We start from the raw sequence: 19,936 nt of genomic DNA on the forward strand, positions 1-19,936 counted from the left end.
GGGCCGGGGCTCACACGCGCAGGGCGCCGACGCCCTCGCCGCCGAGCGTGTCGTCCGGGTTCAGCAGCGCGCACGCCTTCATCGAGAGGCATCCGCAGCCGATACACCCGGTCAGTTCGGCCTCGAGCCGCTCGATCGTCTGTCGGCGTTCCTCCAGCCGGCGCTTCCAGCCGCGGGAGGCGCGCTGCCACTCCTGGTGGCTGGGCGGCCGGTCGAGCGGCACGTCGGCGAACGCCTCGCGGAGGTCCTGCAGCGGGATGCCGATGCGTTTGGCGACGGCGATCAGCGCGACGCGGCGCAGCATGTGCCGCGGGTACTGACGCTGGTTGCGGTCGTCGCGCTCGGACGCGATCAGGCCGATTTCCTCGTAGAAGCGCAGGGCGGAGACGGCTGCCCCGGTCCGGGCGCTCACCTCGCCGATGCTCAGCCAATCGTCCGGGCGGGCCCGGGGCTTGCCGCGCCGGTTGCTCGTCATGGGCAGCCTCCTTGACCTCAAGCTCCTTGACCTCAAGATTACTTGAGGTCCTACGGTCGTGTGCGTCGGCGATCCGGCACTCCCAGCACTTCCAGGAAGCGCGAACGCCCCTGAAAGGGACGGTATTTCCATGACCTATGTGATTGCGTTGCCCTGTGTGGACATCACGGACAAGGCGTGCGTCGAGGAATGCCCCGTGGACTGCATCTACGAAGGCGAGCGCATGCTCTACATCCACCCGGACGAGTGCATCGACTGCGGCGCCTGCGAGCCCGCGTGCCCGGTCGAAGCGATCTACTTCGAGGACGACCTGCCGGAGGAATTCGAGCACTTCACGGCCGTGAACGCGGAGTTCTCCGCCGGCCTCGGCAGCCCCGGCGGAAGCGCGAAGGTCCGCACGGCACAACGGGACCATCCGCTCGTCGCGGCACTGCCCAAAAAGCCGGTATGACCTCCGCCTATCACGCGCATTACCCAGGCATTACCATCGCGCTGATCACGACGCGGCCGCGACGGCGATTCCCCTTATGCGAAGGCCTGCAACCATGGACATATCCCTGCTCCAGGGACAGCACCAGCTCATCATCCGCCAGAACTTCCGGCTGATCGTGAACCAGTACGTCGTGCACCTCGTGAACCCCGACGGCACCCACGGCGCGGTCGTGGCGTACGCGCAGCAGAAGCGCGGGAAGCTCAAGGAAGAGGTCATCCTCTACACGGACGACACCAAGCAGTACGAGCTGGCGCGCTTCAAGGCCCGACAGGTCATCGACATGCACGCGCAGCACGACGTGACCGCCTTCGACGGCACCCCTCTGGGCATGTTCTCGAAGAACTTCCGCAAGTCGCTCCTGCGTTCGACGTGGCACCTGGAGCGTCCGGGCGTCGAACGCGCGACCGGTCAGGAGCGCAGCCTGTTCGGCGCGATCCTGCGGCGCGTGTGGGGCTTCATCCCCTACATCGGCGGCTACCTGCCGGCGCCCACGTACCACTTCGATTTCGCGGGCGACGACACCAAGACCCCGCTCCTGCACGTCGAACGCCAGATGAAGCTCCGCGACCAGTACATGGTGACGTTCCCGGACCCGACGCTCGACCGCCGCCTGGGCCTCTGCGTCGCCGTCGCCATGGACGCGATCCAGAACCGCTGACCCGTCGGGCAACTCCCCCGCTTCGCTAGCCCTCGGTTTGCCCGTCTTCCCGGCCCGCCTCCGCGGAGTCCCCGGGCCAGTCGAGCTTCAGCCGCTCCATGCGCGGGAGTTGCGCGACGATCAGGTCGTACGAGTCCTCGATCATGTCGCGGACCAGTTGCTCGGGAACCGTCCCGTCCAGGGTGACCGTGTTCCAATGCCGCTTGTTGAGGTGGTAGCCGCCGACGATCGCCGGATACTCGGCCCGCAGCCGCAGCGCGATCTGCGGGTCGCATTTGAGGCTGATCGTCAGCGGCACCGCCCCCAGCGAGGACAACGCGAAAACCTTCTTGCCCACCTTGAACACCGAGACGTCGGGATTGAAGGGAAACTCCTCACGGCTGCCGTTGAAGTCCAGGCAGACGGAACGAAGCTCTTCGGGCGTCATGATCACCAGTATCGCAGCTACCCCTCGGGGAACGGCGGGTCCGTCGGGTTTGTCGGGTCCATGGCGAAGACGGCCAGTTCGCTTTTGCCGTTGGCGAAGTTCTCGTCGCAGGGTTCGAGGGCGGCGACGAGTTGGCGGCCGTCCGGGGACCAGGCGAGGGCGTTGACGTAGGTCGTCATCTGGCGGCCCAGGATGATCCGGTGGTCGGCGGTGCGCCACACGCACAGCTCGTGGGGGCGTTTGTCGCCGAACGAGCCCGCGTAGTCGAGCTTGCGGCTGGCGGAGGCGGCGGCCAGGTAGGTGCCGTCCGGGCTCGAGGCCAGTTGGAACAGGCGGTCGGAGGCGCCCGGGACCTGGTCGACCACGCGGGCGGTCACCGGGTCGACGACGAAGAGGTTCTGCTGCGCGCCGAGGAAGAGCCGTGTGCCGTCGGCCGAGAAGGCCTTGCACTGGATCGGGTCCCACCCCCCGGCGTGCGAGATCGTCCGCTGCGGCAGCGTGTCGGTGGCGTGCAGGTCGTAGCCGCCTTCGCCGCCGCCGTTGGGGGTGATCCGGTGGACGCCGTCGAGCGACCGCAGGTGCCCGTGCTGGTACGGCGCCGTGGTCTCCTGCCCGGTGCGGACGTCGAAGGCCCACTGCTCCAAGGGCTCGGGATCCTCCAGCCTGCTGTACGACTTGACCGTCAGGACGGGCTCCCCCGGCACCCACATCAGCATCGCGACGTTCCGGTCCCCGGCCCTCGTGTGGGCGACCTCGGACCAGTCGGAGGTGTCGTACACCCACACGAACCCGTCCCACGTCGTCGCCGCGAGGTAGGCGCCGTCGTCGGAGAACTCCACGTCCCGGATCTGCTTGCGTCGGAAGTCGCCCTTCTTGCCCGCGAACGGGGCGATACGGCGAGCCGGCTCCGTCAGGTCGGGAATGTGCGGGGCGTCGTACGCGGTCCACGTGTCGGCGTTCATCGGGAACATCGCAGAGCCCCACGCGTCGCCGGGCTTGAGCGATTCGATGCACCGTTCGTCGGTGACCCACACGTCGTAGTCGAACTGCACCAGCAGGTCTTCGTCTTTCCACGCGCCGTCGCGCTCGTAGTAGAAGTCGTGCAGCCGCTCCCACTGGTCGGGCGTGGGCGGGTGGTTCGCACTGGCGACCCGTTCGATGCGCGAGACGAACCGGCGCGCGTTCTCCTCGACCCACACGAAGTCGAGCATGGTGTCGATGTCCAGCATCCGCGCCAGCGCGCCGCGCTGCTCCATCGACGCGTGCGGTTGCGCGGCCTCCCACAGCAGGAAGAAGAAGAACGCGGGGTCGTCCGGCACCGGCGGGAACATCTCGCTTCCGGTGTCGTAGTAGACCGCGAACACCTTGAAGCGAACGCGCAGTTCCTTCGGGTCGATATCCAGCACGCGGACGCCGTACATATGGGTCGACATTGCCGTCTCTCGTCGGGGAGTTCCTGGGACGGCACCCGATCGTGGCACAGCCCGCCGACGGCCCGGCCGGCGTGATCCATCGGGCGCGGACCGCACCGCGTGCGGCGGACGACGCGCCCGGGGGCACCCCACGATGCCCCCCCGACAAGCCCCCGGCCTCCTCCGTCTCACGCTTTCGAGCGGCCTCTGCGTCCGCACCAACCGGTCGGGGCACTGCTCTCATCGGCCGCCCGAACCGCGCGGCACCGGCTCGGGATCCGGGTCGCCGCGGTGCCGCGGCGGAGACCGGAAGGGGGACCATGGCGGAATCGGCGCCTCAAGGCCGACTACGGCGTCACCCACTCCGTTCCCGCCACCCACCGGTGGACTCCCCCGGCGTCCGCATCACCCCGCCGCCGGGCCGGTGACCCGGCGGGGGGGAGCGCCACCGCCCCGGCGGACTCCGGCTCGGCATGGGCTTGGCATGATGACCACGCCGACTCACCAGGGGGATCCATGCGCACCCGTGCGTTCGTCTACGCCGCCGTCGCCGGTGTCCTGAGCACCGCCCTCGCCGCCTGCTCCAGCGGAGGCTCGAACGCAAGGCCCTCGGGCACCAAGGTCAACGACAGCCCCTACGCCGCCGGGCCGGCGGCCATGAGCTGCACCGACCCGGACATCCCGATGGCGGAGTGGCGCAAACGCTGCGACACCGCGACGCCGAGCGCCTCGACGGCGCCGAGCCTCCGGGTGGGCGACACCGCCGGCCTGCAGGACCCCGCAGGCATGGAATTCACCGCGACCCTCGTCCGGATTGTGGACCCGGCCGCGCCGGCGAATCCCGGGAGCGCCTTCGCCGGACCGAAGAGCGGCGACCGCTTCGTGGCGATCGAGTGGACCATCGCCAACACCGGGGCGAAGACGCTGACGTCTTCCCAAGTCTTCAGCACGCACATCGTCGACGACCACGGCCAGTGGCACCTGTCCACCGCGGCCCACGTCAGCGCGGGCGCCGGCTTCCCCGCCGACGTGAAGATCCCGCCGGCCCAGGCCCTCAGCGGCTATCTCGTCTACGAACTCCCGGACACCGCACGGGCGACCACGGTCCAGTTCGACGGCGCCACCAGCCGCCCCGCCGGCCCGTGGAAACTGCCCTGAGCGGCGAGGTGCGGCGACCATGCCCGGGGCACCGTGGTGGCATCGGTGCCCTCGACCGGCGCTGACCCGTCACCAGGTCCCTCTCTGCCCGTCAGCGGCTCCCTCTCTGTCAGTGCCGAGCAGCACAATGTGCCCCATGACCACGCCTTCCGCAGCAGCGCCCGCCATCGACCTCGCCGACGAGGCCGCCTACCTTGAAGCCGTCGCGCAGGCGCGGAAGGCTGCCGATGCCTACTACGGTGCCGGCGAGTCGGGGTTGGACGACGACGCCTACGACCGACTGCTGCGCGGCATCACCGCCTGGGAGCTGGCGCACCCCGGGCAGGTCGCGGCCGATTCCCCGTCCCAGCAGGTGGGAGGCGGTGTCACGACCGGCGACATCGCGCACACCGTGCCGATGCTCAGCCTGGGGAACGTCTTCTCGGAAGAGGACCTCACCGCCTGGGCGGCCTCGCTGGAGCGGCGGCTGGGCGGGGCCGCGGTCGCCGGGTGGGCTGTGGAGCCCAAGCTCGACGGGGTGGCACTCGCGGCGCGCTACCGCGACGGGCGGCTGACGCAGCTGGTCACCCGCGGCGACGGGACCACCGGCGAAGACGTGTCCCACGCCATCGGCGACATCACCGGCATCCCGCAGACCCTGACCGAGCCGGTCACGATCGAGGTGCGCGGCGAAGTCCTCATGACGGAGGAGCAGTTCGCCGCCGCGAACGAGCTGCGGACCGCGCACGGAGCCACCGCGTTCGCCAACCGCCGCAACGCGTCCTCGGGCTCGCTGCGCGCCAAGGACCGGGCGTACCGGATCAAGCAGACCTTCCTGGCCTACGCCGCGCTCACCGGCCCCGAGCACACCGACATCCCCGGCCTTGCCGAGCTGACCCATACCCGGCTCGTCGCCCGCCTTGCCGACCTCGGGCTGGGCACCACGGTCGGCACGCCGATCGCCACGACCGCCTGCGCGACTCTCGACGAGGTCGTGGAACGCGTACACAAAATCGGCGCCCTGCGCGCGGAACTCGACTTCGAACTCGACGGCGTGGTCATCAAGGCCGACAGCCCCGCCGACCAGGCACAGGCCGGCGTCGGCAGCCGTACGCCGCACTGGGCCACCGCGTACAAGTTCCCGGCGGCGCAGAAGATCACCGTGCTGCGGGCCGTGGAGTGGAGCGTGGGCCGCACCGGGGTGATCGCCCCGCGTGCCGTCCTCGAACCGGTCGACGTCGCGGGCACCACGATCACGTACGCGACGCTGCACAACCCGGCCGACATCGCCCGCCGCGGCCTCATGCTCGGCGACCACGTCATCGTCTACCGCGCGGGCGAGGTCATCCCCCGCGTCGAAGGCGCGGTCGCCGGGCTGCGCACCGGCGACGAGCAGCCGATCGAGTTCCCCGAGGCCTGCCCGCGCTGCGGCTCCGGCATCGACCGCAGCCAGGAGCGCTGGCGCTGCGAGCGCGGGCGCGCCTGCGGCCGCACCGAGGCGATCCGGTACGCCGTCGCCCGCGACGCGCTCGACATGGACGGGCTCGGCGAGAAGGTCATCGTGCAGCTCGTCGACAAGGGCCTGATCGAGGACTTCGCCGACCTGTTCACGCTCACCCGCGACCAAGTGCTCACCCTGGACCGCATGGGCGACAAGAGCGCCGACAACCTCATGGCCGCGATCGACGCCGCCAAGGCCAAGCCCCTCAATCGCGTCTTCTGCGCCTTGGGAGTCCTGGGCACCGGCCGTTCCATGTCCCTGCGGATCGCCGCGTACTTCGGCTCGATGCAGGCCATCCGCGACGCCGACGCGGTCGCCTTGGAGCTGGTCGACGGCATCGGCAGCGAGAAGGCCCCGGTGATCGTCGCGGAACTGGCCGACCTGGCCCCGCTCATCGACAAGCTCGTCGCCGCGGGCGTGAACATGGACCAGCCGGGCTTCGTCCCCCCGGCCCCCGCGGACGCCGACCCGGAAGCCGCCGCCGACGAGTCCACGACCGCCCTGCCGCTGGCCGGGATGACGGTCGTGGTCACCGGCGGGATGACCGGCCGCCTCGCCGCCTACTCCCGTACCGAGATGACCGAGTTGATCACCCGGGCCGGCGGCCGCTCCTCCTCCAGCGTCTCCGCCCGCACCCACCTCGTCGTCGCGGGCGAAAAGGCCGGCAGCAAACTCGCCAAGGCCGAGTCCCTGGGCATCGAGACGATCACCCCGGAGGAACTCGCCGACCGCCTCGCCGACTTGCTGGCGTAGGGTGCCGAGTCGGCACACGCAGGAGGGAGGCCCGGGCTCAGCGCGGGCCTCTCTCCTTTGCCAGGATCGGCGCATGCCTCTGTCCCGCTTCACCCTGCTGTCCGGCCGTAGGGTCGAACTCACCTCGCTGTCCATGTCCGGGACTTACGACGGACTCTTGGCAGGCCATCCGACGGAGCGCTCCAACGACCGGTCGATCGCGTATCGGCTGCGCAAGGCGGAGCGCACGTACCCGCACTTCCCGGTGCATCTCCTGCCGCCGGTGCGGCGGCCGGTCGAGGGGCGCCGGGTCGGCCCGCTGGGCCGGCCGGAGCTGCTGCCCGCGGTCACCTGTACCGGCCTGCTGCTCTCCGACCCGGTGGACCCCGCCAACGAGCCGTTCCTCTGGAACTCGTGGCTCGCGGTCGTGTGGTACCAGGACACCCCCGAAGTACCCCAGGGCGAGAGCGCCCTCCCGGCGCTCCGCGCCCTCCCGTGGGACGAACTCGCCGCCGACCGGGAGGAATAGGGACCCACGACGGCGGTCATCGGCAAAGTCGATCGGCTGCGGGACGATGGGCTGGCGCCGACACCGAACGGCTCACTGCCGGAGCGCGAAAGCACCCGCCGCCGCTGCCGACACCGCCGTCTCGGCGGCCCGCTCCGGGAGCCTCGGGTCCGGGTCGGTGCGCATGAGCACGAGCTGGTGGTAGACCGGTGCCGTGGCGGCGATCAACAGGCTTCGGGCGTCCGTGGGGACCGCGGGCAACTCGCCGCGTGCGAGGGCGCGTTCGACGAGGATCTCGCACTGGGCGTAGCGGTCCTCCCACAGCCGCGTCTGGGCCTGCGCGGCCTGCGCAGAGTGAAACGAGGCGGCCATCAGCGCCACGGCGAACGACGGTTCGACGACCAGGGATTCCTGGATCTCCGTGTTGAGCGCCGTCAGATCGCCGCGCAGTGAGCCGGTGTCCGGCGGCTGCCAGTCGATCTCGCCGGCCGCGGCCATGAGGTCGGCGAGCAGGCCGCCGACGTCGCGCCAGCGCCGGTAGACCGTGGCGCGGTGCACGCCGGCCCGGGTCGCGACTCCCTCCATCGTGAGGCCCTCATGGCCGCCTTCGGCGAGTTCGGCGCGCACGGCGTCGAGGACCTGGGCACGGACGCGGGCGGTGCGGCCGCCGGGGCGGCGGTCCGGCGCGGGCTCGGCGGAGACAGGGGCGGGTGGGTTCGTCATCGGCAGTGATTATCCGGTTGATCAAGGGATCGGAAGCATGCCAGCATCTTAACGCGACAGTTGTCGCTCTAACGCCACCGGAAAGGGTCCGCCTCCCCGATGCCCCCGATTCCCGCCGACCCGACCGTGCTCCACCCGATGCCCGAGCACCCGCGCGTCGTCCTGCTCAAGCCGCTGGTGACGTCGCCGCTGATCGACGTCGGTGACTTCTCCTATTACGACGATCCGGACGACCCGACCGCGTTCGAGACGCGCAACGTCCTCTACCACTACGGTCCCGAGCGGCTGGTCATCGGCAAGTACTGCGCGCTGGCCACGGGCACCCGGTTCGTCATGAACGGCGCCAACCACCGCATGGACGGCCCGTCCACCTTCCCGTTCCCCACCATGGGCGGGTCCTGGGCGGAGCACTTCGACCTGATCACCGGCCTGCCGGGCCGGGGCGACACCGTCGTCGGCAACGACGTGTGGTTCGGGCACGGCGCCACGGTCATGCCCGGCGTGCGCATCGGCCACGGCGCGATCATCGCCGCCGGCACCATGGTCACCGCCGACGTCCCCGACTACGGCATCGTCGGCGGCAACCCCGCCCGGCTCATCCGCACCCGCTACGACGCCGCGGACGTCGAGCGGCTCCTCGCCGTCGCATGGTGGGACTGGCCCGTGGAGCACATCACCCGCCACGTCCGGACGATCATGTCGGGGACGGTCGCCGACCTCGAAGAGGCCGCCGCGCAGCTCGACCGCCCCTGACCCCGCCCCGCGACCCGCGCCGCTCCGCCCCCGCTCCGCAACCGAAACGAGCGCCCCCATGCCCCCTCGCCGCGCCCACATCGCCATGGTCGGCATCCCCGTCGTCAGCCACGTCCTGCCGAGCCTCGCGCTGATCCGCGAGCTGGTGGACCGCGGGCACCGGGTCACCTACGCCAACGACCCGTCCGTCGCAAACCACATCGCGTCCAGCGGCGCGGAACCGGTGCGGTGCACCTCGACGTTGCCCGTCGCCACCAACGCGTGGCCCGACGACCCCATCGCCGCCGCAAGCCTCTTCCTCGACGACGCCGTCCGAGCGCTCCCGCAACTGCACGCGGCCTACGACGACGATCCGGCCGACCTGTACCTGTACGACATCGGCGCCTACGCCGCACGCGCCCTCGCCGAATCACAGGGCCGCCCGCTGCTCCAGCTGTCCCCGACGTTCGTCGGCTGGGACGGCTACGAGGAGGAAGTCGGCGCCCAGCTACGCACGTTGCCGGGCGCCGACGCCTACCGGGACCGGTTCGCGCGCTGGCTTGCGACGTGCGGCGCGACCACCACGGACGTGGACGCCTTCTCCGGCCGGCCCCCGCGGGCCCTCGCCCTGATCCCGCGGGCGATGCAGCCGCACGCCGACCGTGTCGACCCCGGCCGGGTGACCTTCGTCGGCCCCTGCTTCGACACCCGCGCGGACACGGATGCCTGGGACCGCCCGGCGGGCACGGCCAAGATCCTGCTGATCTCGCTCGGCTCGGCCTACACGCACCGCCCGGCCTTCTACCGCCAGTGCCTCGCCGCCTTCGGCGACCTGCCCGGCTGGCATATCGTCCTCCAGATCGGCAAGCACACCGACGTCGCCGAACTCGGCGGCATCCCGGCCAATGTCGACGTACACTCCTGGATCCCGCAGCGAGCCGTCCTCGCCCAGGCCGACGCGTTCGTCACCCACGCGGGCATGGGCGGCTGCGGCGAAGGGCTCCTCGCCGGTGTCCCGATGATCGCCGTCCCGCAGGGCGCCGAGCAGTTCATGAACGCCGACCGGCTGGTCGAACTCGGCATCGCCCACCGCCTGGACACCCCCGACGCCACCCCCGAAGCCCTCCGCGCGGCCCTGCACGCTCTCATGACCGACCGGGAACGAGCCGAAAGGTCACGACAGTTGCAGGCCGCCGCCCGAACCGAGGGCGGCACCCGGCACGCGGCCGACCTGATCGAGACCATGCTGGACGCGGCCCGGGACCCGGCGCGCTGAACCGGGCAGGGGTGGACGGCGGCCACCGGCTCGGTCCGGGGCAGGACTTGCCGCCGCTGCTCCTGGACGACCGGGAGGCGGCGCAACCGTCGTCGCGTCGCCGGCCCACCAGCAGCGGGCTGCGGGCACGGCACAAAGTTCGGACGGCTCCGCACAACAGTGATCAGGCCTTCCGCCAAAGGGTGCAATTCCGCGCGCCGTGCCCGGTTTTCCGGGGTCGCGGCGGCCAGAATGACGAAACCTCGTGGTTGGCACGTGGTGGGCGCGGATCGCCGGGAGCTGTGAGCGCATGACGATCGATCGACGCGGTTTCCTGACCGCCCTCGGGCTCGGCGGCGCGATGGTCGTCACCGGCGCGGCCGGTGCGGCGGCCACCGGCACGCCGTCGGTGCGGAGCATCCCCGGCCGTCGCGTCCCCGGCGCTCCGGTCGAACCGCCGGACTGGTCCGCGCTGAAGGCGCGGCTGGACGGGCGTCTGCTGCTGCCGGAGGACCAGGGCTATGCCGTGGCGCGGCTCGGCTTCAACGAGCTGTACGACACCCAGTACCCGGCCGCTGTCGCGCAGTGCACCTCCGCCGAGGACGTGCAGATCTGCCTCGACGCGGCCCGCGGCCACGGCGTCCCGATCGCGGCCCGCAGCGGCGGCCACAGCTATCTCGGGTACAGCGTGCCGAACGACGGCCTGGTCATGGACCTGCGGCCGATGGCGCAGGTCCGCGTGCTCGACGACGGCACCGCGCAGGTCGGCGCGGGCGCACGGCTGATCGAGGTCTACGCCGCGCTCGCGGAGGCCGGGCGCCTGCTGCCCGCCGGGTCCTGTCCGACGGTGGGCGTCGGCGGCCTCACCCTGGGCGGCGGCGTGGGCGTGCTGGCCCGCAAGTACGGCCTGACCTGCGACCGCCTGGTCGCGGCCGAGGTGGTCACCGCCGATTCCTGCGTGCTCACCGCATCGGAGTGCTCCGAGCCCGACCTGTACTGGGCGCTCCGCGGCGGAGGCGGCGGCAACTTCGGGGTGGTGACGCAGTTCACCTTCCGGACCGAGCCCGCTCCCCCGCTCACCGTCTTCTCGCTGCACTTCCCGCCCGGCTCGACGCCGTCGGTGGTCGGCGCGTGGCAGGAGTGGATCGCGGACGCCCGGCCGGAGCTGTGGTCGAACTGCGTGGTCTCCGGCGGCACGCCCCCGACCTGCCGGGTGGGCGGCTGCTACGTCGGGCCGCAGAGCGAACTGGACCCGCTGCTGGACCGGCTGGTGGCCGCCGCCGGCACGCCGCCGACGTCGCGCTCGGTGCAGGCCAAGACCTATCTCGACGCGATGAAGTACATGGCGGGCTGCGCGAACGACACCATCGAGCAGTGCCATCTGCAGTCCGAGGGCGGCGTACTGACCCGGGCCGCCTTCGTCGCGGTCTCCCGGGTGCTCCCCCGCGCCCTGGACCCGCAGCGGATGGTGCAGCTGATGGACGGGCGGACCGGGATCGACCTGCTGCTGGACTCGATGGGCGGCGCCGTCGCGCAGCTCGCCCCCGACGCCACCGCTTTCCCGCACCGCTCCGCGCTCGCCACCGCTCAGGTCTACGTCGGCACCACCCCTGGCGGCCAGGAAGAGGCGACCGAGGCGGTGGACGCGATCCGGGACGGGCTGGCCGCGCTGGGCGCGACAGGCGCGTACGTCAACTACATCGACGCGAGTCTCCCGGACTGGGGCACCGCCTACTACGGCCGGAATCTGCCGCGGCTGAAGCAGGTGGCGCGGCACTACGACCCGGACCAGGTGTTCGCCTTCCCCCAGTCGGTGGCACGTGCTTGACCCCCGCTCGGCGCTTCGCCGAGCAGCATGTGCAGGGCCTGTCATGCCCGGATGAACCGTGGGAAAACATCCGATTTGGGCTCTTTGCTACCTCTTTACCCTTTGATCCTGTGTGACCGTCCACGTGCCCTGTGTCGCGCTCCCGAACAGCCGATACAGGGCCCGTCGCCGTGCGTGAGAATTTCCGCACGCTGCGGAGGGCCCGTGTCGCCCTCCGTGAGATATTCCGTATTCCCGAAATTTCTCGGATTGCCTTCGACGACAAGGCATTTGGGTATTCAGCGAAGCGTCGTTTAGCTTCGTCCTCGTCGGTGCAACGCCGACCCCACTCGCCGGAACGCCGAATTCTGCCGCCGGCCGGGCTGGGACCGCTGAGTAAGCGATGACGGCAGAAGCGGGGGAACCAGGTGAAATCCGCCGGACCGGCGGTGCGCTGCGGCGCGCCCGGGACGGCTTGGGGTGAAGCCATGCCTCGAACGCCCTGAACAGGGCCATCGAAGGCTGGCCGGGCAACTCCAGCCCGAATCCGACAGCTCACCTCGCAGGCGTGGGAGAGGAACTACTTCATGCTGTCTGCGACCCGCAAGCGCCTTACGTCCAAGTCCCGTTTCGCCATCGCCGCCGCCGGTGTCACCGGCGCCGCGATCGCCGCGCCGATGATCGGCGCCACCAGCGCCTCCGCCGCACCGGTGAGCACGTGGGACAAGGTCGCGGCGTGCGAGTCGACCAACAACTGGTCGATCAACACCGGCAACGGTTTCTACGGTGGCCTCCAGTTCACCAACTCCACGTGGCAGGAGTTCGGCGGCACGCAGTTCGCGCCGCGCGCCGACCTGGCCACCAAGGACCAGCAGATCGCGATCGCCGAGAAGGTGCTCGCCAGCCAGGGCCCCGGCGCCTGGCCGGTCTGCTCCGTCAAGGCGGGCCTGACCAAGAACAGCGGCACCCCGTCGCTCGACACCGGCTCCTCGGCGTCGGCTGCCAAGACCACCCAGCAGGCCGCCCCGAAGGCTGCCGCCAACTCGGCCTCCAACTCGGGCAGCTCGCAGCTGAGCGAGGACCGCGCGTCGCGTTCCGAGGCCCGTCCGCAGGCGTCCGCGCCGGCCGCGACGACCACCGCCGCCACGTACTCCGTGGTCTCCGGTGACACGCTGTCGAAGATCGCCGCCTCCCAGCACGTCTCCGGCGGCTGGCAGAAGCTCTACCAGGACAACCGCAGCGTCATCGGCGGCAACCCGAACCTGATCAAGATCGGTCAGAAGCTGAGCGTGTCGGGCAAGACCGCCGCGGCGAAGCTCACCGAGGACACCAAGGCCACGGCCTCGACGTCCACCACCTCGTCCTCCTCGTCCTCCTCCTCGTCGGCGTCGAAGCTGACCGAGGACAAGGGTTCGAGCAGCTCGACCGTCAAGTCGCAGAGCAGCAGCACCGCGAAGTCCTCGGACAGCAGCAGCTCCTCCTCGACCGCGTCGTCGACCGGCTACGTCCGCCCGGTCCCGGGCGCCCCGCACGGCTCCTACGGCAACTCGGGCTCGCTGTGGTCGCACGGCCACACCGGTGAGGACTTCACCGCCGCCTCCGGCACCTCGGTCAAGGCCGTCACCTCCGGCACCATCGTGTCCGCCGGCTGGGGCGGCGCCTACGGCAACGAGGTCGTCATCAAGCACGCCGACGGCAAGTACACCCAGTACGGCCACCTCTCCTCGATCTCCGTCTCGGTCGGCCAGAAGGTCTCCACCGGCCAGCAGATCGGCCTCTCCGGCTCCACCGGCAACTCCACCGGCCCGCACCTCCACTTCGAGGTCCGCACCGGCCCCAACTACGGCTCCGACATCAACCCGATCACCTACCTCCGCGCCCACGGCGTGAACGTCTGATCGGACGACAGCGCGGCGGGCGACCGTTCCCGGGTGGGGCCGGGGCAGCCACCTGATGCCGCGTGAGCAGGACAACCGGAAGGCCCGGCTGGAACTCCAGCCGGGCCTTCCGGCGTTCGCGCGTTTGCGCGCGGTTGCCGACCGGGGCCTCAATGACCCGTCGGCCACGTCCAGTCGCGTACCTCCGGCAGGTCTTCGCCGTGCACGCGGATCCAGGCGTGGTGCCGGGCCCGCATGTCCAGCATCTGCTGGCGCAGCGCGGCGGCGTTGCGGCCGAGGGACGGCACCCGGTCGATGACGTCGACGACGCGCTGGTAGCGGTCCATGTCGTTGAGGACGACCATGTCGAACGGCGTCGTCGTACTGCCGAACTCCTTGTAGCCGCGCACGTGGAGCTGGTCGTGGTTGGCGCGCCGGTAGGCGAGGCGGTGGATCAGCCACGGGTAGCCGTGGTAGGCGAAGATCACCGGCACGTCGGTGCCGAACAGCGCGTCGTAGTCGGCGTCCGGCATGCCGTGCGGGTGTTCCTCGTGCGGCAGCAGCCGCATCAGGTCGACGACGTTGACCACGCGCACCCGCAGTTCCGGCAGGTGGCGGCGCAGCAGGTCGGCCGCGGCCAGGGTCTCCAGGGTCGGCACGTCGCCCGCGCACGCGAGGACGACGTCCGGCGTGCCCGCGTCGTTGGAGGCGAACTCCCAGATCCCGGCACCGCGGGCGCAGTGCAGGACGGCGGCGTCCGGGTCGAGCCAGTCGGGTGACGGCTGCTTGCCGGAGACGACGACGTTGACCAGGCCGCGGCTGCGCAGCACGTGGTCGCTGACGGCGAGGAGGGTGTTGGCGTCCGGCGGCAGGTAGACGCGCACGACTTCGGGGCGTTTGTTGACGACGTGGTCGACGAAGCCGGGGTCCTGGTGCGAGAAGCCGTTGTTGTCCTGGCGCCAGACGTGCGAAGTCAGCAGGTAGTTGAGGGACGCGATCGGCGGCCGCCAGCCCAGCTTGGCGGATTCGTGGAGCCATTTGGCGTGCTGGTTGAACATCGACGAGACGATGTGGGTGAACGCCTCGTAGGTCGAGAACACGCCGTGGCGGCCGGTGAGGAGGTAGCCCTCCAGCCAGCCCTGGCAGGTGTGTTCGGACAGGATCTCCATGACCCGGCCGCCGGCCGCGAGGTGGGTGTCGACGTCCAGGAAGGGGCCTTGCCAGGCCTTCGCGGTGGCTTCGTACACCGCGCCGAGGCGGTTCGACTCGGTCTCGTCGGGCCCGAACACCCGGAAGTCGCGGCGGGCGGCGCTCGCCGCGGTGACGTCGCGCAGCCAGGCGCCGAGCGCCCTCGTCGGTTCGGACATCGTGCCGCCGGGCTCGGGGACCTTGACGGCGTAGTCGCGGATGTCGGGCAGCGGCAGGGCGCGCAGCAGGGTGCCGCCGTTGGCGTGCGGGACGGCGCCGAGCCGGGCGTCGCCGCGGGGGACGTTCGCCAGGACGGCGGCGGCCGGCTGCCCGTCGGCGGTGAACAGTTCGTCCGGGCGGTAGGAGCGCAGCCAGGAGTCCAACTGGGCGAGGTGGTCCGGGTTTTCGCGGACCGCGGGGAGCGGGACCTGGTGGGACCGCCAGGTTCCTTCGACCGGGAGGCCGTCGACTTCGCGGGGGCCCGTCCAGCCTTTCGGGGTGCGCAGCACGATCATCGGCCAGCGCGGGCGTCCGACGGTTTTGCCGGAGCGGGCGCCGGCCTGGATCGCGGCGATGTCGTCGAGGACGGTGTCGAGGGCGGTGGCCATCGCGACGTGCACGGCGTCCGGCTCGTCGCCTTCGACATAGTGCGGCCGCCATCCGCAGCCGGTCAGGAGGGCGTCGAGTTCCTCCCGGGGTAGGCGGGCGAGCACGCTCGGGTTGGCGATCTTCCAGCCGTTGAGGTGCAGGATGGGCAGCACCGCGCCGTCGCCGACGGGGCTGAGGAACTTGGTGCCGTGCCACGACGTCGCCAGCGGCCCGGTCTCGGCCTCGCCGTCGCCGACCACGCAGGCGACCACGAGGTCCGGGTTGTCGAACGCGGCGCCGAACGCGTGCGAAAGGCTGTAGCCCAGCTCGCCGCCCTCGTGGATGGAGCCGGGCACGACCGGCGCGATGTGGCTGGGCACGCCGCCGGGGAACGAGAACTGCCGGAACAGCCGCCGCATGCCCGCGGTGTCCTGCGGCACGTCCGGATAGCGCTCGGTGTAGGTGCCGTCGAGCCACGCGCCGGCCAGCGCCGCGGGTCCGCCGTGGCCGGGCCCGGTGACGTGCATGATCGTGGTGCCGCGCTCGCGGATCACCCGGTTGAGGTGCGCGTACACGAGGTTGAGGCCGGGCGAGGTGCCCCAATGGCCGAGCAGCCGCGGTTTGACGTGCTCGGGCCGGAGCGGCTCGGTCAGCAGCGGGTTGTCCATCAGGTAGATCTGGCCCACGGCCAGGTAGTTCGCCGCGCGCCACCAGGCGTCGACGGTGTCGAGTCCGCCGGGCTGCGGGCCGGTGGCCGGGACGAGGTCGGTCATGGCTTTCCCCCTCGGAGACCGCGCGGCGCCGACGCCGCACGACATGGCTGTGCGTCGCTGACGACGGTTCCCGTTCGGCGGACCGATAGTCAGGGCCGAACGGCCTGCGGAATCCGGGATTCCGGAAAGTCGGTGGGGTTGTGCGGGGGTTCGCCGGGTTTCGGCGGTGGGCTCGGGTGGGCGTTCGCCGGCTTGTGCAGGTCGGCTCTTCTCGCGTGAGCGTTCGTCAACCGTCACGGGCCAGCAGTTCGCGGGTTTGGCGGGCGACTTCGAAGTCTTCGCGGGCGGTGACGACCACGGTGCGGACGGGCGCGCGGGGTGCCGACACGTCCGCGTCCGCGTGTGCGGCGTCGTTCGCGCCGCTGTCGAGGGCCACGCCGAGGAACTCCAGTCCCGCGCAGGCCGCCGCCCGGATGGGGGCGTCGTGTTCGCCGACGCCGCCGGTGAAGACCACGGCGTCGAGTCCGCGGAGTGCCGCGGCCATGGCGGCGGTTCGGGTGCCGATGCGGTACGCGTACACCCGCCGGGCGAGCGCGGCGGCCTCGTCGCCGTGCTCCGCCGCGTCGCGGATCGCCCGCATGTCGCCGCCGTGGCCGGCCAGCGCGGCCAGCCCCGAGCCGTGCTCCAGCGCCTCGTCCAGCTCGTCGGCCGACACGCCTTGCCTGAGCAGCCACACCAGCATTCCCGGGTCGACGTCGCCCGGCCGGGTCGCCATGACCAGGCCCTCTGCCGGGGTGAAGCCCATCGTGGTGTCGACGGACGTGCCGCCGCGCACCGCGGCCAGCGACGCGCCCGCGCCGAGGTGGCAGGTGACGATACGGGCGGCCGCCGGGTCGAGCCCGGCGAGTTCGGCGCCGCGCCGGGCGGCGTAGGCGTGCGACAGGCCGTGGAAGCCGAAGCGCCGCAGGCCCCACTTGGTGCGCCAGCGTTCCGGGAGGGCGTAGGTCGAGGCCTCGGGCGGCAGCGTGCGGTGGAACGCGGTGTCGAAGCAGGCGACCGCGGGGACGCCGGACAGGGCTTCGCGGACGGCGTCGACGGCTTGGAGCGCCCGCCCCTGGTGCAGTGGCGCGAGCGGCGCCAGCGCGGCGATGCGGCGCACCACGTCGGGGGTGATCCGGGCCGGGCCGTCGAAGTCGCCGCCGCCGTGCACCACCCGGTGGCCGACCGCGTCCACGGCACCGGCGCCGCGCACGAACCCGGCGACGGCGCCGGGCGGGATGGCGTCCGGGCAGTGGATGTTCGCTTCCTGCGCGGTCGTACCGTCCGGGACGACCACCGACAGCTTCAGACTCGACGATCCGGCGTTGACCACCAGTACGCGTGTCATGGCACCTTCACCTTCGGTGGGCTTGCCCGGGTCTTTGTCGAGCCTCGCGCACAGGCCGGGAAGGGCGAAAGGGCCAGACGGCTCTACCTCGCCGGGCGCGTCGCCCGGGCTGTCCCGGGCATGGGCGTTCTCCCCTCTGCCCCGAGGCGCGATTTTCACGCCGTCTTGACGCCCCCTCCCGGTCCGCCGCGGGCCTGCGGTGGACGTGGCCGCCCACGGCCTTCCGCAAGGGGAGATCGAACTCCTCGTCCGCGCCGACGGCCACGCCTACGGCCGCTTCATGCTGACCGCGTCCCGCGCCACCGTCCCGGACCGCGGCGCCCGCCAAGCCGCCGTCGTCCTCGCCGACCAGGCCGGGGCGGCCATGGGCCGCCGCACCGCCGCCGTCGGCTGAGCCGGGGCGCGGACACGCCCCGGCCCGACGTTCCGCCCGCTACGGAACCGGGATCGGCTGAGTGAGGTTCACGGGATTCCCGTCCGGATCCTTGATGTGCCCGACACGCTGTCCCCACGGCATGTCGTTCGGCCCGCCGGACACCGAACCTCCCAACGCCGTCACCCGCCCAAGGGCCTCCGCGACATCGTCGACCTCGACACTGAGCAGAATCCGCGGCGCTCCTTCACCCCCCGCCTCGTCCTTGACCACCACCCCGAGGTCGGAGTCCCCGATCCGCAGCCCGAGGTAGAACAACGGCCCTTCCTCCGGCACCCGAAAAACCTGCTCGGCCCCGAACATCTCGGTGTAGAACCCGATCACCGCATCGGGCGCGGCCGTGGTGATCACCGGCTGAATCGTGGACATGAGCACTCCTGTCGAAAATGGTTCCTGTCCAGGGGTAGACCGCCCCCACTCCGAAAACTCATCGGCGCGAGCTACGGTGCGCCCATGCGCGACCACGAAAGGCCGGAGGGCTGCCCGCTGCACGGTGGCGGGTTGCGGGTGGAGAGCCTGGTGGGGCGGCGGCTGGTCGAGGTCGTGGCGGCGTGGCAGGAAGCCGGCGGGGACGAGGACGTAGGGCCGCTGGATGTGTGGTTGATCGACGAGGGCGGGGGATCCGTTCATGTCACGACCGGGTCCGATTGGTGTCTCGTCGTCGAGGCAGCACAGCCCGATGCCGGCTATGACATGGGCGCGTCGGGGCGGATCAGGGTGGACGCCGCCGACGACGAGACACCGTTCTCGGAGTACGTCGGAGAGTGCGTCGTGGGCGTGCGCGAAGAGCATCACCCGAATACCGGGCGCGTCGCGCTCGAGCTGGTGTTTCGGAGCGGCCGGGTGCGTTGTGCGAGTCGGGGTGGGGATCTGCGGCTGACTTAGCCCGAGAGGTCAGCCGCGGAGGGCCAATTCCAGTTCGATGCGCTGGTGGTCGGTGAGGAAGGGCTTGAAGTCGGCGGTGACGTCGGCGGTGTAGGGGCCGGCTTCGTCGCGGGTGCGGATGGCGAGGGGTTGTTTGCGGCCGGAGCCGGTCGTCAGGGTGGCGGTGATTTTGTAGGGGCCGACGGGGATGTCGCGGACGGCCCAGCCGTCGCCGGTGTTCTCCGCGCGCTTGGTGACGGGCTTGCCCGGGGTGCCGTCGACGAGGGGGCCGGTCGGGGTCAGGGTGAGGGTGACTCCGGCGGAGTCGACGTAGCTGTCGTCGGCGGGGTTGATCGGGCTCAGGTTGAACAGCACCGTGCCGCCGTAGAAGGTGTCGGGGGCGTCGGGCTGTTCGCCGGTCAGCTTCCAGGTGAAGTCGCGTACGGCGCCGTCCGGGCCGGCGAACGGCTCGGGGTTCTCCGGGGCGAGTCGGAAGGTGTACTTCGCGTTGTTGTAGGTCTTCTTGAAGCTCGCCGTCACGTTGTACGTGGCGGCCGCTCCCGGCATCTCCGCCCGGTAGTTCCCCTTCGCGTCGGTGGTCAGGACGATGTTGCTGTCGTAGAGGAACTGGTTGTCCACGACGATCTCGGCGCCCTTGATCGGGTTGCCCGCCGAGTCGGTCACGCGGCCTTTGACGACCCCGGCCTCGACCTCGCCCGACGACGCGTCCCGCCCGCCGCCCGAGGCGGCCGGCTTGGTCCCGCCTCCGTCACCGTCGCCGCCGCACGCCCCCAGCGATCCGCCCAGGACCCCGACGGCGACCGCCGCCACCAGCGCACGCCGCATTGCTGTGCCGAACATGGTTCATCCCCCCAGGGAAGCCGATGGATGCGCACCCCGCCGGTTGGTCTCCCCCCACCCGGTCGCGGCACGCCTGCACTGCCGTGCAGCCTACGGCCGGGACATCCCCGGCCCGAGCCGCGCACGCAACGGCTCTGTCACAAGGAACCCGCGCACGCGCGAGAA

19 protein-coding genes and 1 riboswitch are annotated in these 19,936 nt (G+C 71.3%); of the genes, 11 read left to right on the top strand and 8 right to left on the bottom strand.

Features of this window, described 5'->3' with window-relative positions; translation table 11 throughout:
* Positions 1–10: 10 nt before the first annotated feature.
* The gene (gene soxR, locus ABEA93_RS23690) at positions 11–475 is read right to left on the bottom strand and encodes a redox-sensitive transcriptional activator SoxR (RefSeq protein WP_345677729.1); all 465 of its coding nucleotides are present in this window, start codon (positions 473–475) and stop codon (positions 11–13) included.
* A 130-nt stretch (positions 476–605) separates the two neighbouring features.
* On the opposite strand from soxR, the gene fdxA reads away from it, so the two are divergent.
* Positions 606–926, top strand: coding sequence for a ferredoxin (gene fdxA / locus ABEA93_RS23695; protein WP_345677730.1), 321 nt, complete (start codon positions 606–608; stop codon positions 924–926).
* A gap of 94 nt (positions 927–1,020) precedes the next feature.
* Positions 1,021–1,626 (top strand): LURP-one-related/scramblase family protein, encoded by a 606-nt coding sequence (locus ABEA93_RS23700; protein ID WP_345677731.1) that lies wholly within the window; start codon positions 1,021–1,023, stop codon positions 1,624–1,626.
* Between the two features lie 25 nt (positions 1,627–1,651).
* On the opposite strand, the gene ABEA93_RS23705 is transcribed toward ABEA93_RS23700, so the two are convergent.
* Positions 1,652–2,053 (bottom strand): MmcQ/YjbR family DNA-binding protein, encoded by a 402-nt coding sequence (locus ABEA93_RS23705; protein WP_345677732.1) that lies wholly within the window; start codon positions 2,051–2,053, stop codon positions 1,652–1,654.
* A gap of 17 nt (positions 2,054–2,070) precedes the next feature.
* Positions 2,071–3,486, bottom strand: a complete 1,416-nt coding sequence (locus ABEA93_RS23710) for a hypothetical protein (protein ID WP_345677733.1) — start codon at positions 3,484–3,486, stop codon at positions 2,071–2,073.
* A 495-nt stretch (positions 3,487–3,981) separates the two neighbouring features.
* Between ABEA93_RS23710 and ABEA93_RS23715 the strand changes: the two genes are divergently transcribed.
* From ABEA93_RS23715 to ABEA93_RS23725, 3 genes are all read left to right on the top strand, one after another.
* Positions 3,982–4,623 carry a DUF4352 domain-containing protein gene (locus ABEA93_RS23715; RefSeq protein ID WP_345677734.1) on the top strand — a complete coding sequence of 214 codons (642 nt, stop codon included), beginning with the start codon at positions 3,982–3,984 and terminating at the stop codon, positions 4,621–4,623.
* 136 nt (positions 4,624–4,759) lie between these two features.
* Positions 4,760–6,856, top strand: coding sequence for an NAD-dependent DNA ligase LigA (ligA, locus tag ABEA93_RS23720; RefSeq protein WP_345677735.1), 2,097 nt, complete (start codon positions 4,760–4,762; stop codon positions 6,854–6,856).
* Between the two features lie 73 nt (positions 6,857–6,929).
* On the top strand, positions 6,930–7,364 hold the full coding sequence (locus ABEA93_RS23725; protein WP_345677736.1) for a hypothetical protein: 435 nt from the start codon (positions 6,930–6,932) through the stop codon (positions 7,362–7,364).
* A gap of 72 nt (positions 7,365–7,436) precedes the next feature.
* Here ABEA93_RS23725 and ABEA93_RS23730 read toward each other — a convergent pair whose 3' ends face one another.
* Positions 7,437–8,066, bottom strand: a complete 630-nt coding sequence (locus ABEA93_RS23730) for a TetR/AcrR family transcriptional regulator (RefSeq protein WP_345677737.1) — start codon at positions 8,064–8,066, stop codon at positions 7,437–7,439.
* 99 nt (positions 8,067–8,165) lie between these two features.
* Here ABEA93_RS23730 and ABEA93_RS23735 point away from each other — a divergent pair, with 99 nt between their 5' ends.
* The 4 genes from ABEA93_RS23735 to ABEA93_RS23750 all read left to right on the top strand — a co-directional run bounded on the left by ABEA93_RS23735 (position 8,166) and on the right by ABEA93_RS23750 (position 13,758).
* A complete protein-coding gene (locus ABEA93_RS23735; protein ID WP_345677738.1) occupies positions 8,166–8,819 on the top strand; it encodes a CatB-related O-acetyltransferase in 654 nt (217 codons plus the stop codon).
* Between the two features lie 58 nt (positions 8,820–8,877).
* The gene (locus tag ABEA93_RS23740) at positions 8,878–10,074 is read left to right on the top strand and encodes a macrolide family glycosyltransferase (RefSeq protein WP_345677739.1); all 1,197 of its coding nucleotides are present in this window, start codon (positions 8,878–8,880) and stop codon (positions 10,072–10,074) included.
* Between the two features lie 289 nt (positions 10,075–10,363).
* On the top strand, positions 10,364–11,881 hold the full coding sequence (locus ABEA93_RS23745; protein ID WP_345677740.1) for an FAD-binding oxidoreductase: 1,518 nt from the start codon (positions 10,364–10,366) through the stop codon (positions 11,879–11,881).
* Between the two features lie 359 nt (positions 11,882–12,240).
* Positions 12,241–12,444, top strand: a riboswitch (cyclic di-AMP (ydaO/yuaA leader).
* Positions 12,445–12,447: 3 nt separating this feature from the next.
* On the top strand, positions 12,448–13,758 hold the full coding sequence (locus ABEA93_RS23750; RefSeq protein ID WP_345677741.1) for a transglycosylase family protein: 1,311 nt from the start codon (positions 12,448–12,450) through the stop codon (positions 13,756–13,758).
* Positions 13,759–13,907: 149 nt separating this feature from the next.
* On the opposite strand, the gene ABEA93_RS23755 is transcribed toward ABEA93_RS23750, so the two are convergent.
* On the bottom strand, positions 13,908–16,286 hold the full coding sequence (locus ABEA93_RS23755; protein ID WP_345677742.1) for a phosphoketolase family protein: 2,379 nt from the start codon (positions 16,284–16,286) through the stop codon (positions 13,908–13,910).
* Between the two features lie 226 nt (positions 16,287–16,512).
* On the bottom strand, positions 16,513–17,613 hold the full coding sequence (locus tag ABEA93_RS23760) for an acetate/propionate family kinase (RefSeq protein ID WP_345677743.1): 1,101 nt from the start codon (positions 17,611–17,613) through the stop codon (positions 16,513–16,515).
* 205 nt (positions 17,614–17,818) lie between these two features.
* On the opposite strand from ABEA93_RS23760, the gene ABEA93_RS23765 reads away from it, so the two are divergent.
* The gene (locus ABEA93_RS23765; protein ID WP_345677744.1) at positions 17,819–18,007 is read left to right on the top strand and encodes a hypothetical protein; all 189 of its coding nucleotides are present in this window, start codon (positions 17,819–17,821) and stop codon (positions 18,005–18,007) included.
* Positions 18,008–18,046: 39 nt separating this feature from the next.
* Here ABEA93_RS23765 and ABEA93_RS23770 read toward each other — a convergent pair whose 3' ends face one another.
* Positions 18,047–18,415 carry a VOC family protein gene (locus tag ABEA93_RS23770; RefSeq protein WP_345677745.1) on the bottom strand — a complete coding sequence of 123 codons (369 nt, stop codon included), beginning with the start codon at positions 18,413–18,415 and terminating at the stop codon, positions 18,047–18,049.
* An 84-nt stretch (positions 18,416–18,499) separates the two neighbouring features.
* Between ABEA93_RS23770 and ABEA93_RS23775 the strand changes: the two genes are divergently transcribed.
* Positions 18,500–18,931, top strand: coding sequence for a hypothetical protein (locus tag ABEA93_RS23775; protein WP_345677746.1), 432 nt, complete (start codon positions 18,500–18,502; stop codon positions 18,929–18,931).
* Between the two features lie 9 nt (positions 18,932–18,940).
* Here the strand turns inward: ABEA93_RS23775 and ABEA93_RS23780 are convergent, their stop codons facing one another.
* Positions 18,941–19,771: a carboxypeptidase regulatory-like domain-containing protein gene (locus ABEA93_RS23780; RefSeq protein WP_345677747.1), complete on the bottom strand. Its 831-nt coding sequence runs from the start codon at positions 19,769–19,771 to the stop codon at positions 18,941–18,943.
* Between the last annotated feature and the right edge of the window lie 165 nt (positions 19,772–19,936).

The sequence above is a fragment of the Yinghuangia aomiensis genome, from assembly GCF_039542225.1.
GTDB lineage: Bacteria > Actinomycetota > Actinomycetes > Streptomycetales > Streptomycetaceae > Yinghuangia > Yinghuangia aomiensis.

What these genes read in the sequence shown, in the direction of transcription:
- soxR (WP_345677729.1), bottom strand. Translation starts at nt 475, where the DNA reads ATGACGAGCAACCGGCGCGGCAAGCCCCGGGCCCGCCCGGACGATTGG.
- fdxA (WP_345677730.1), top strand. Translation starts at nt 606, where the DNA reads ATGACCTATGTGATTGCGTTGCCCTGTGTGGACATCACGGACAAGGCG.
- ABEA93_RS23700 (WP_345677731.1), top strand. Translation starts at nt 1,021, where the DNA reads ATGGACATATCCCTGCTCCAGGGACAGCACCAGCTCATCATCCGCCAG.
- ABEA93_RS23705 (WP_345677732.1), bottom strand. Translation starts at nt 2,053, where the DNA reads ATGACGCCCGAAGAGCTTCGTTCCGTCTGCCTGGACTTCAACGGCAGC.
- ABEA93_RS23710 (WP_345677733.1), bottom strand. Translation starts at nt 3,486, where the DNA reads ATGTCGACCCATATGTACGGCGTCCGCGTGCTGGATATCGACCCGAAG.
- ABEA93_RS23715 (WP_345677734.1), top strand. Translation starts at nt 3,982, where the DNA reads ATGCGCACCCGTGCGTTCGTCTACGCCGCCGTCGCCGGTGTCCTGAGC.
- ligA (WP_345677735.1), top strand. Translation starts at nt 4,760, where the DNA reads ATGACCACGCCTTCCGCAGCAGCGCCCGCCATCGACCTCGCCGACGAG.
- ABEA93_RS23725 (WP_345677736.1), top strand. Translation starts at nt 6,930, where the DNA reads ATGCCTCTGTCCCGCTTCACCCTGCTGTCCGGCCGTAGGGTCGAACTC.
- ABEA93_RS23730 (WP_345677737.1), bottom strand. Translation starts at nt 8,066, where the DNA reads ATGACGAACCCACCCGCCCCTGTCTCCGCCGAGCCCGCGCCGGACCGC.
- ABEA93_RS23735 (WP_345677738.1), top strand. Translation starts at nt 8,166, where the DNA reads ATGCCCCCGATTCCCGCCGACCCGACCGTGCTCCACCCGATGCCCGAG.
- ABEA93_RS23740 (WP_345677739.1), top strand. Translation starts at nt 8,878, where the DNA reads ATGCCCCCTCGCCGCGCCCACATCGCCATGGTCGGCATCCCCGTCGTC.
- ABEA93_RS23745 (WP_345677740.1), top strand. Translation starts at nt 10,364, where the DNA reads ATGACGATCGATCGACGCGGTTTCCTGACCGCCCTCGGGCTCGGCGGC.
- ABEA93_RS23750 (WP_345677741.1), top strand. Translation starts at nt 12,448, where the DNA reads ATGCTGTCTGCGACCCGCAAGCGCCTTACGTCCAAGTCCCGTTTCGCC.
- ABEA93_RS23755 (WP_345677742.1), bottom strand. Translation starts at nt 16,286, where the DNA reads ATGACCGACCTCGTCCCGGCCACCGGCCCGCAGCCCGGCGGACTCGAC.
- ABEA93_RS23760 (WP_345677743.1), bottom strand. Translation starts at nt 17,613, where the DNA reads ATGACACGCGTACTGGTGGTCAACGCCGGATCGTCGAGTCTGAAGCTG.
- ABEA93_RS23770 (WP_345677745.1), bottom strand. Translation starts at nt 18,415, where the DNA reads ATGTCCACGATTCAGCCGGTGATCACCACGGCCGCGCCCGATGCGGTG.
- ABEA93_RS23775 (WP_345677746.1), top strand. Translation starts at nt 18,500, where the DNA reads ATGCGCGACCACGAAAGGCCGGAGGGCTGCCCGCTGCACGGTGGCGGG.
- ABEA93_RS23780 (WP_345677747.1), bottom strand. Translation starts at nt 19,771, where the DNA reads ATGTTCGGCACAGCAATGCGGCGTGCGCTGGTGGCGGCGGTCGCCGTC.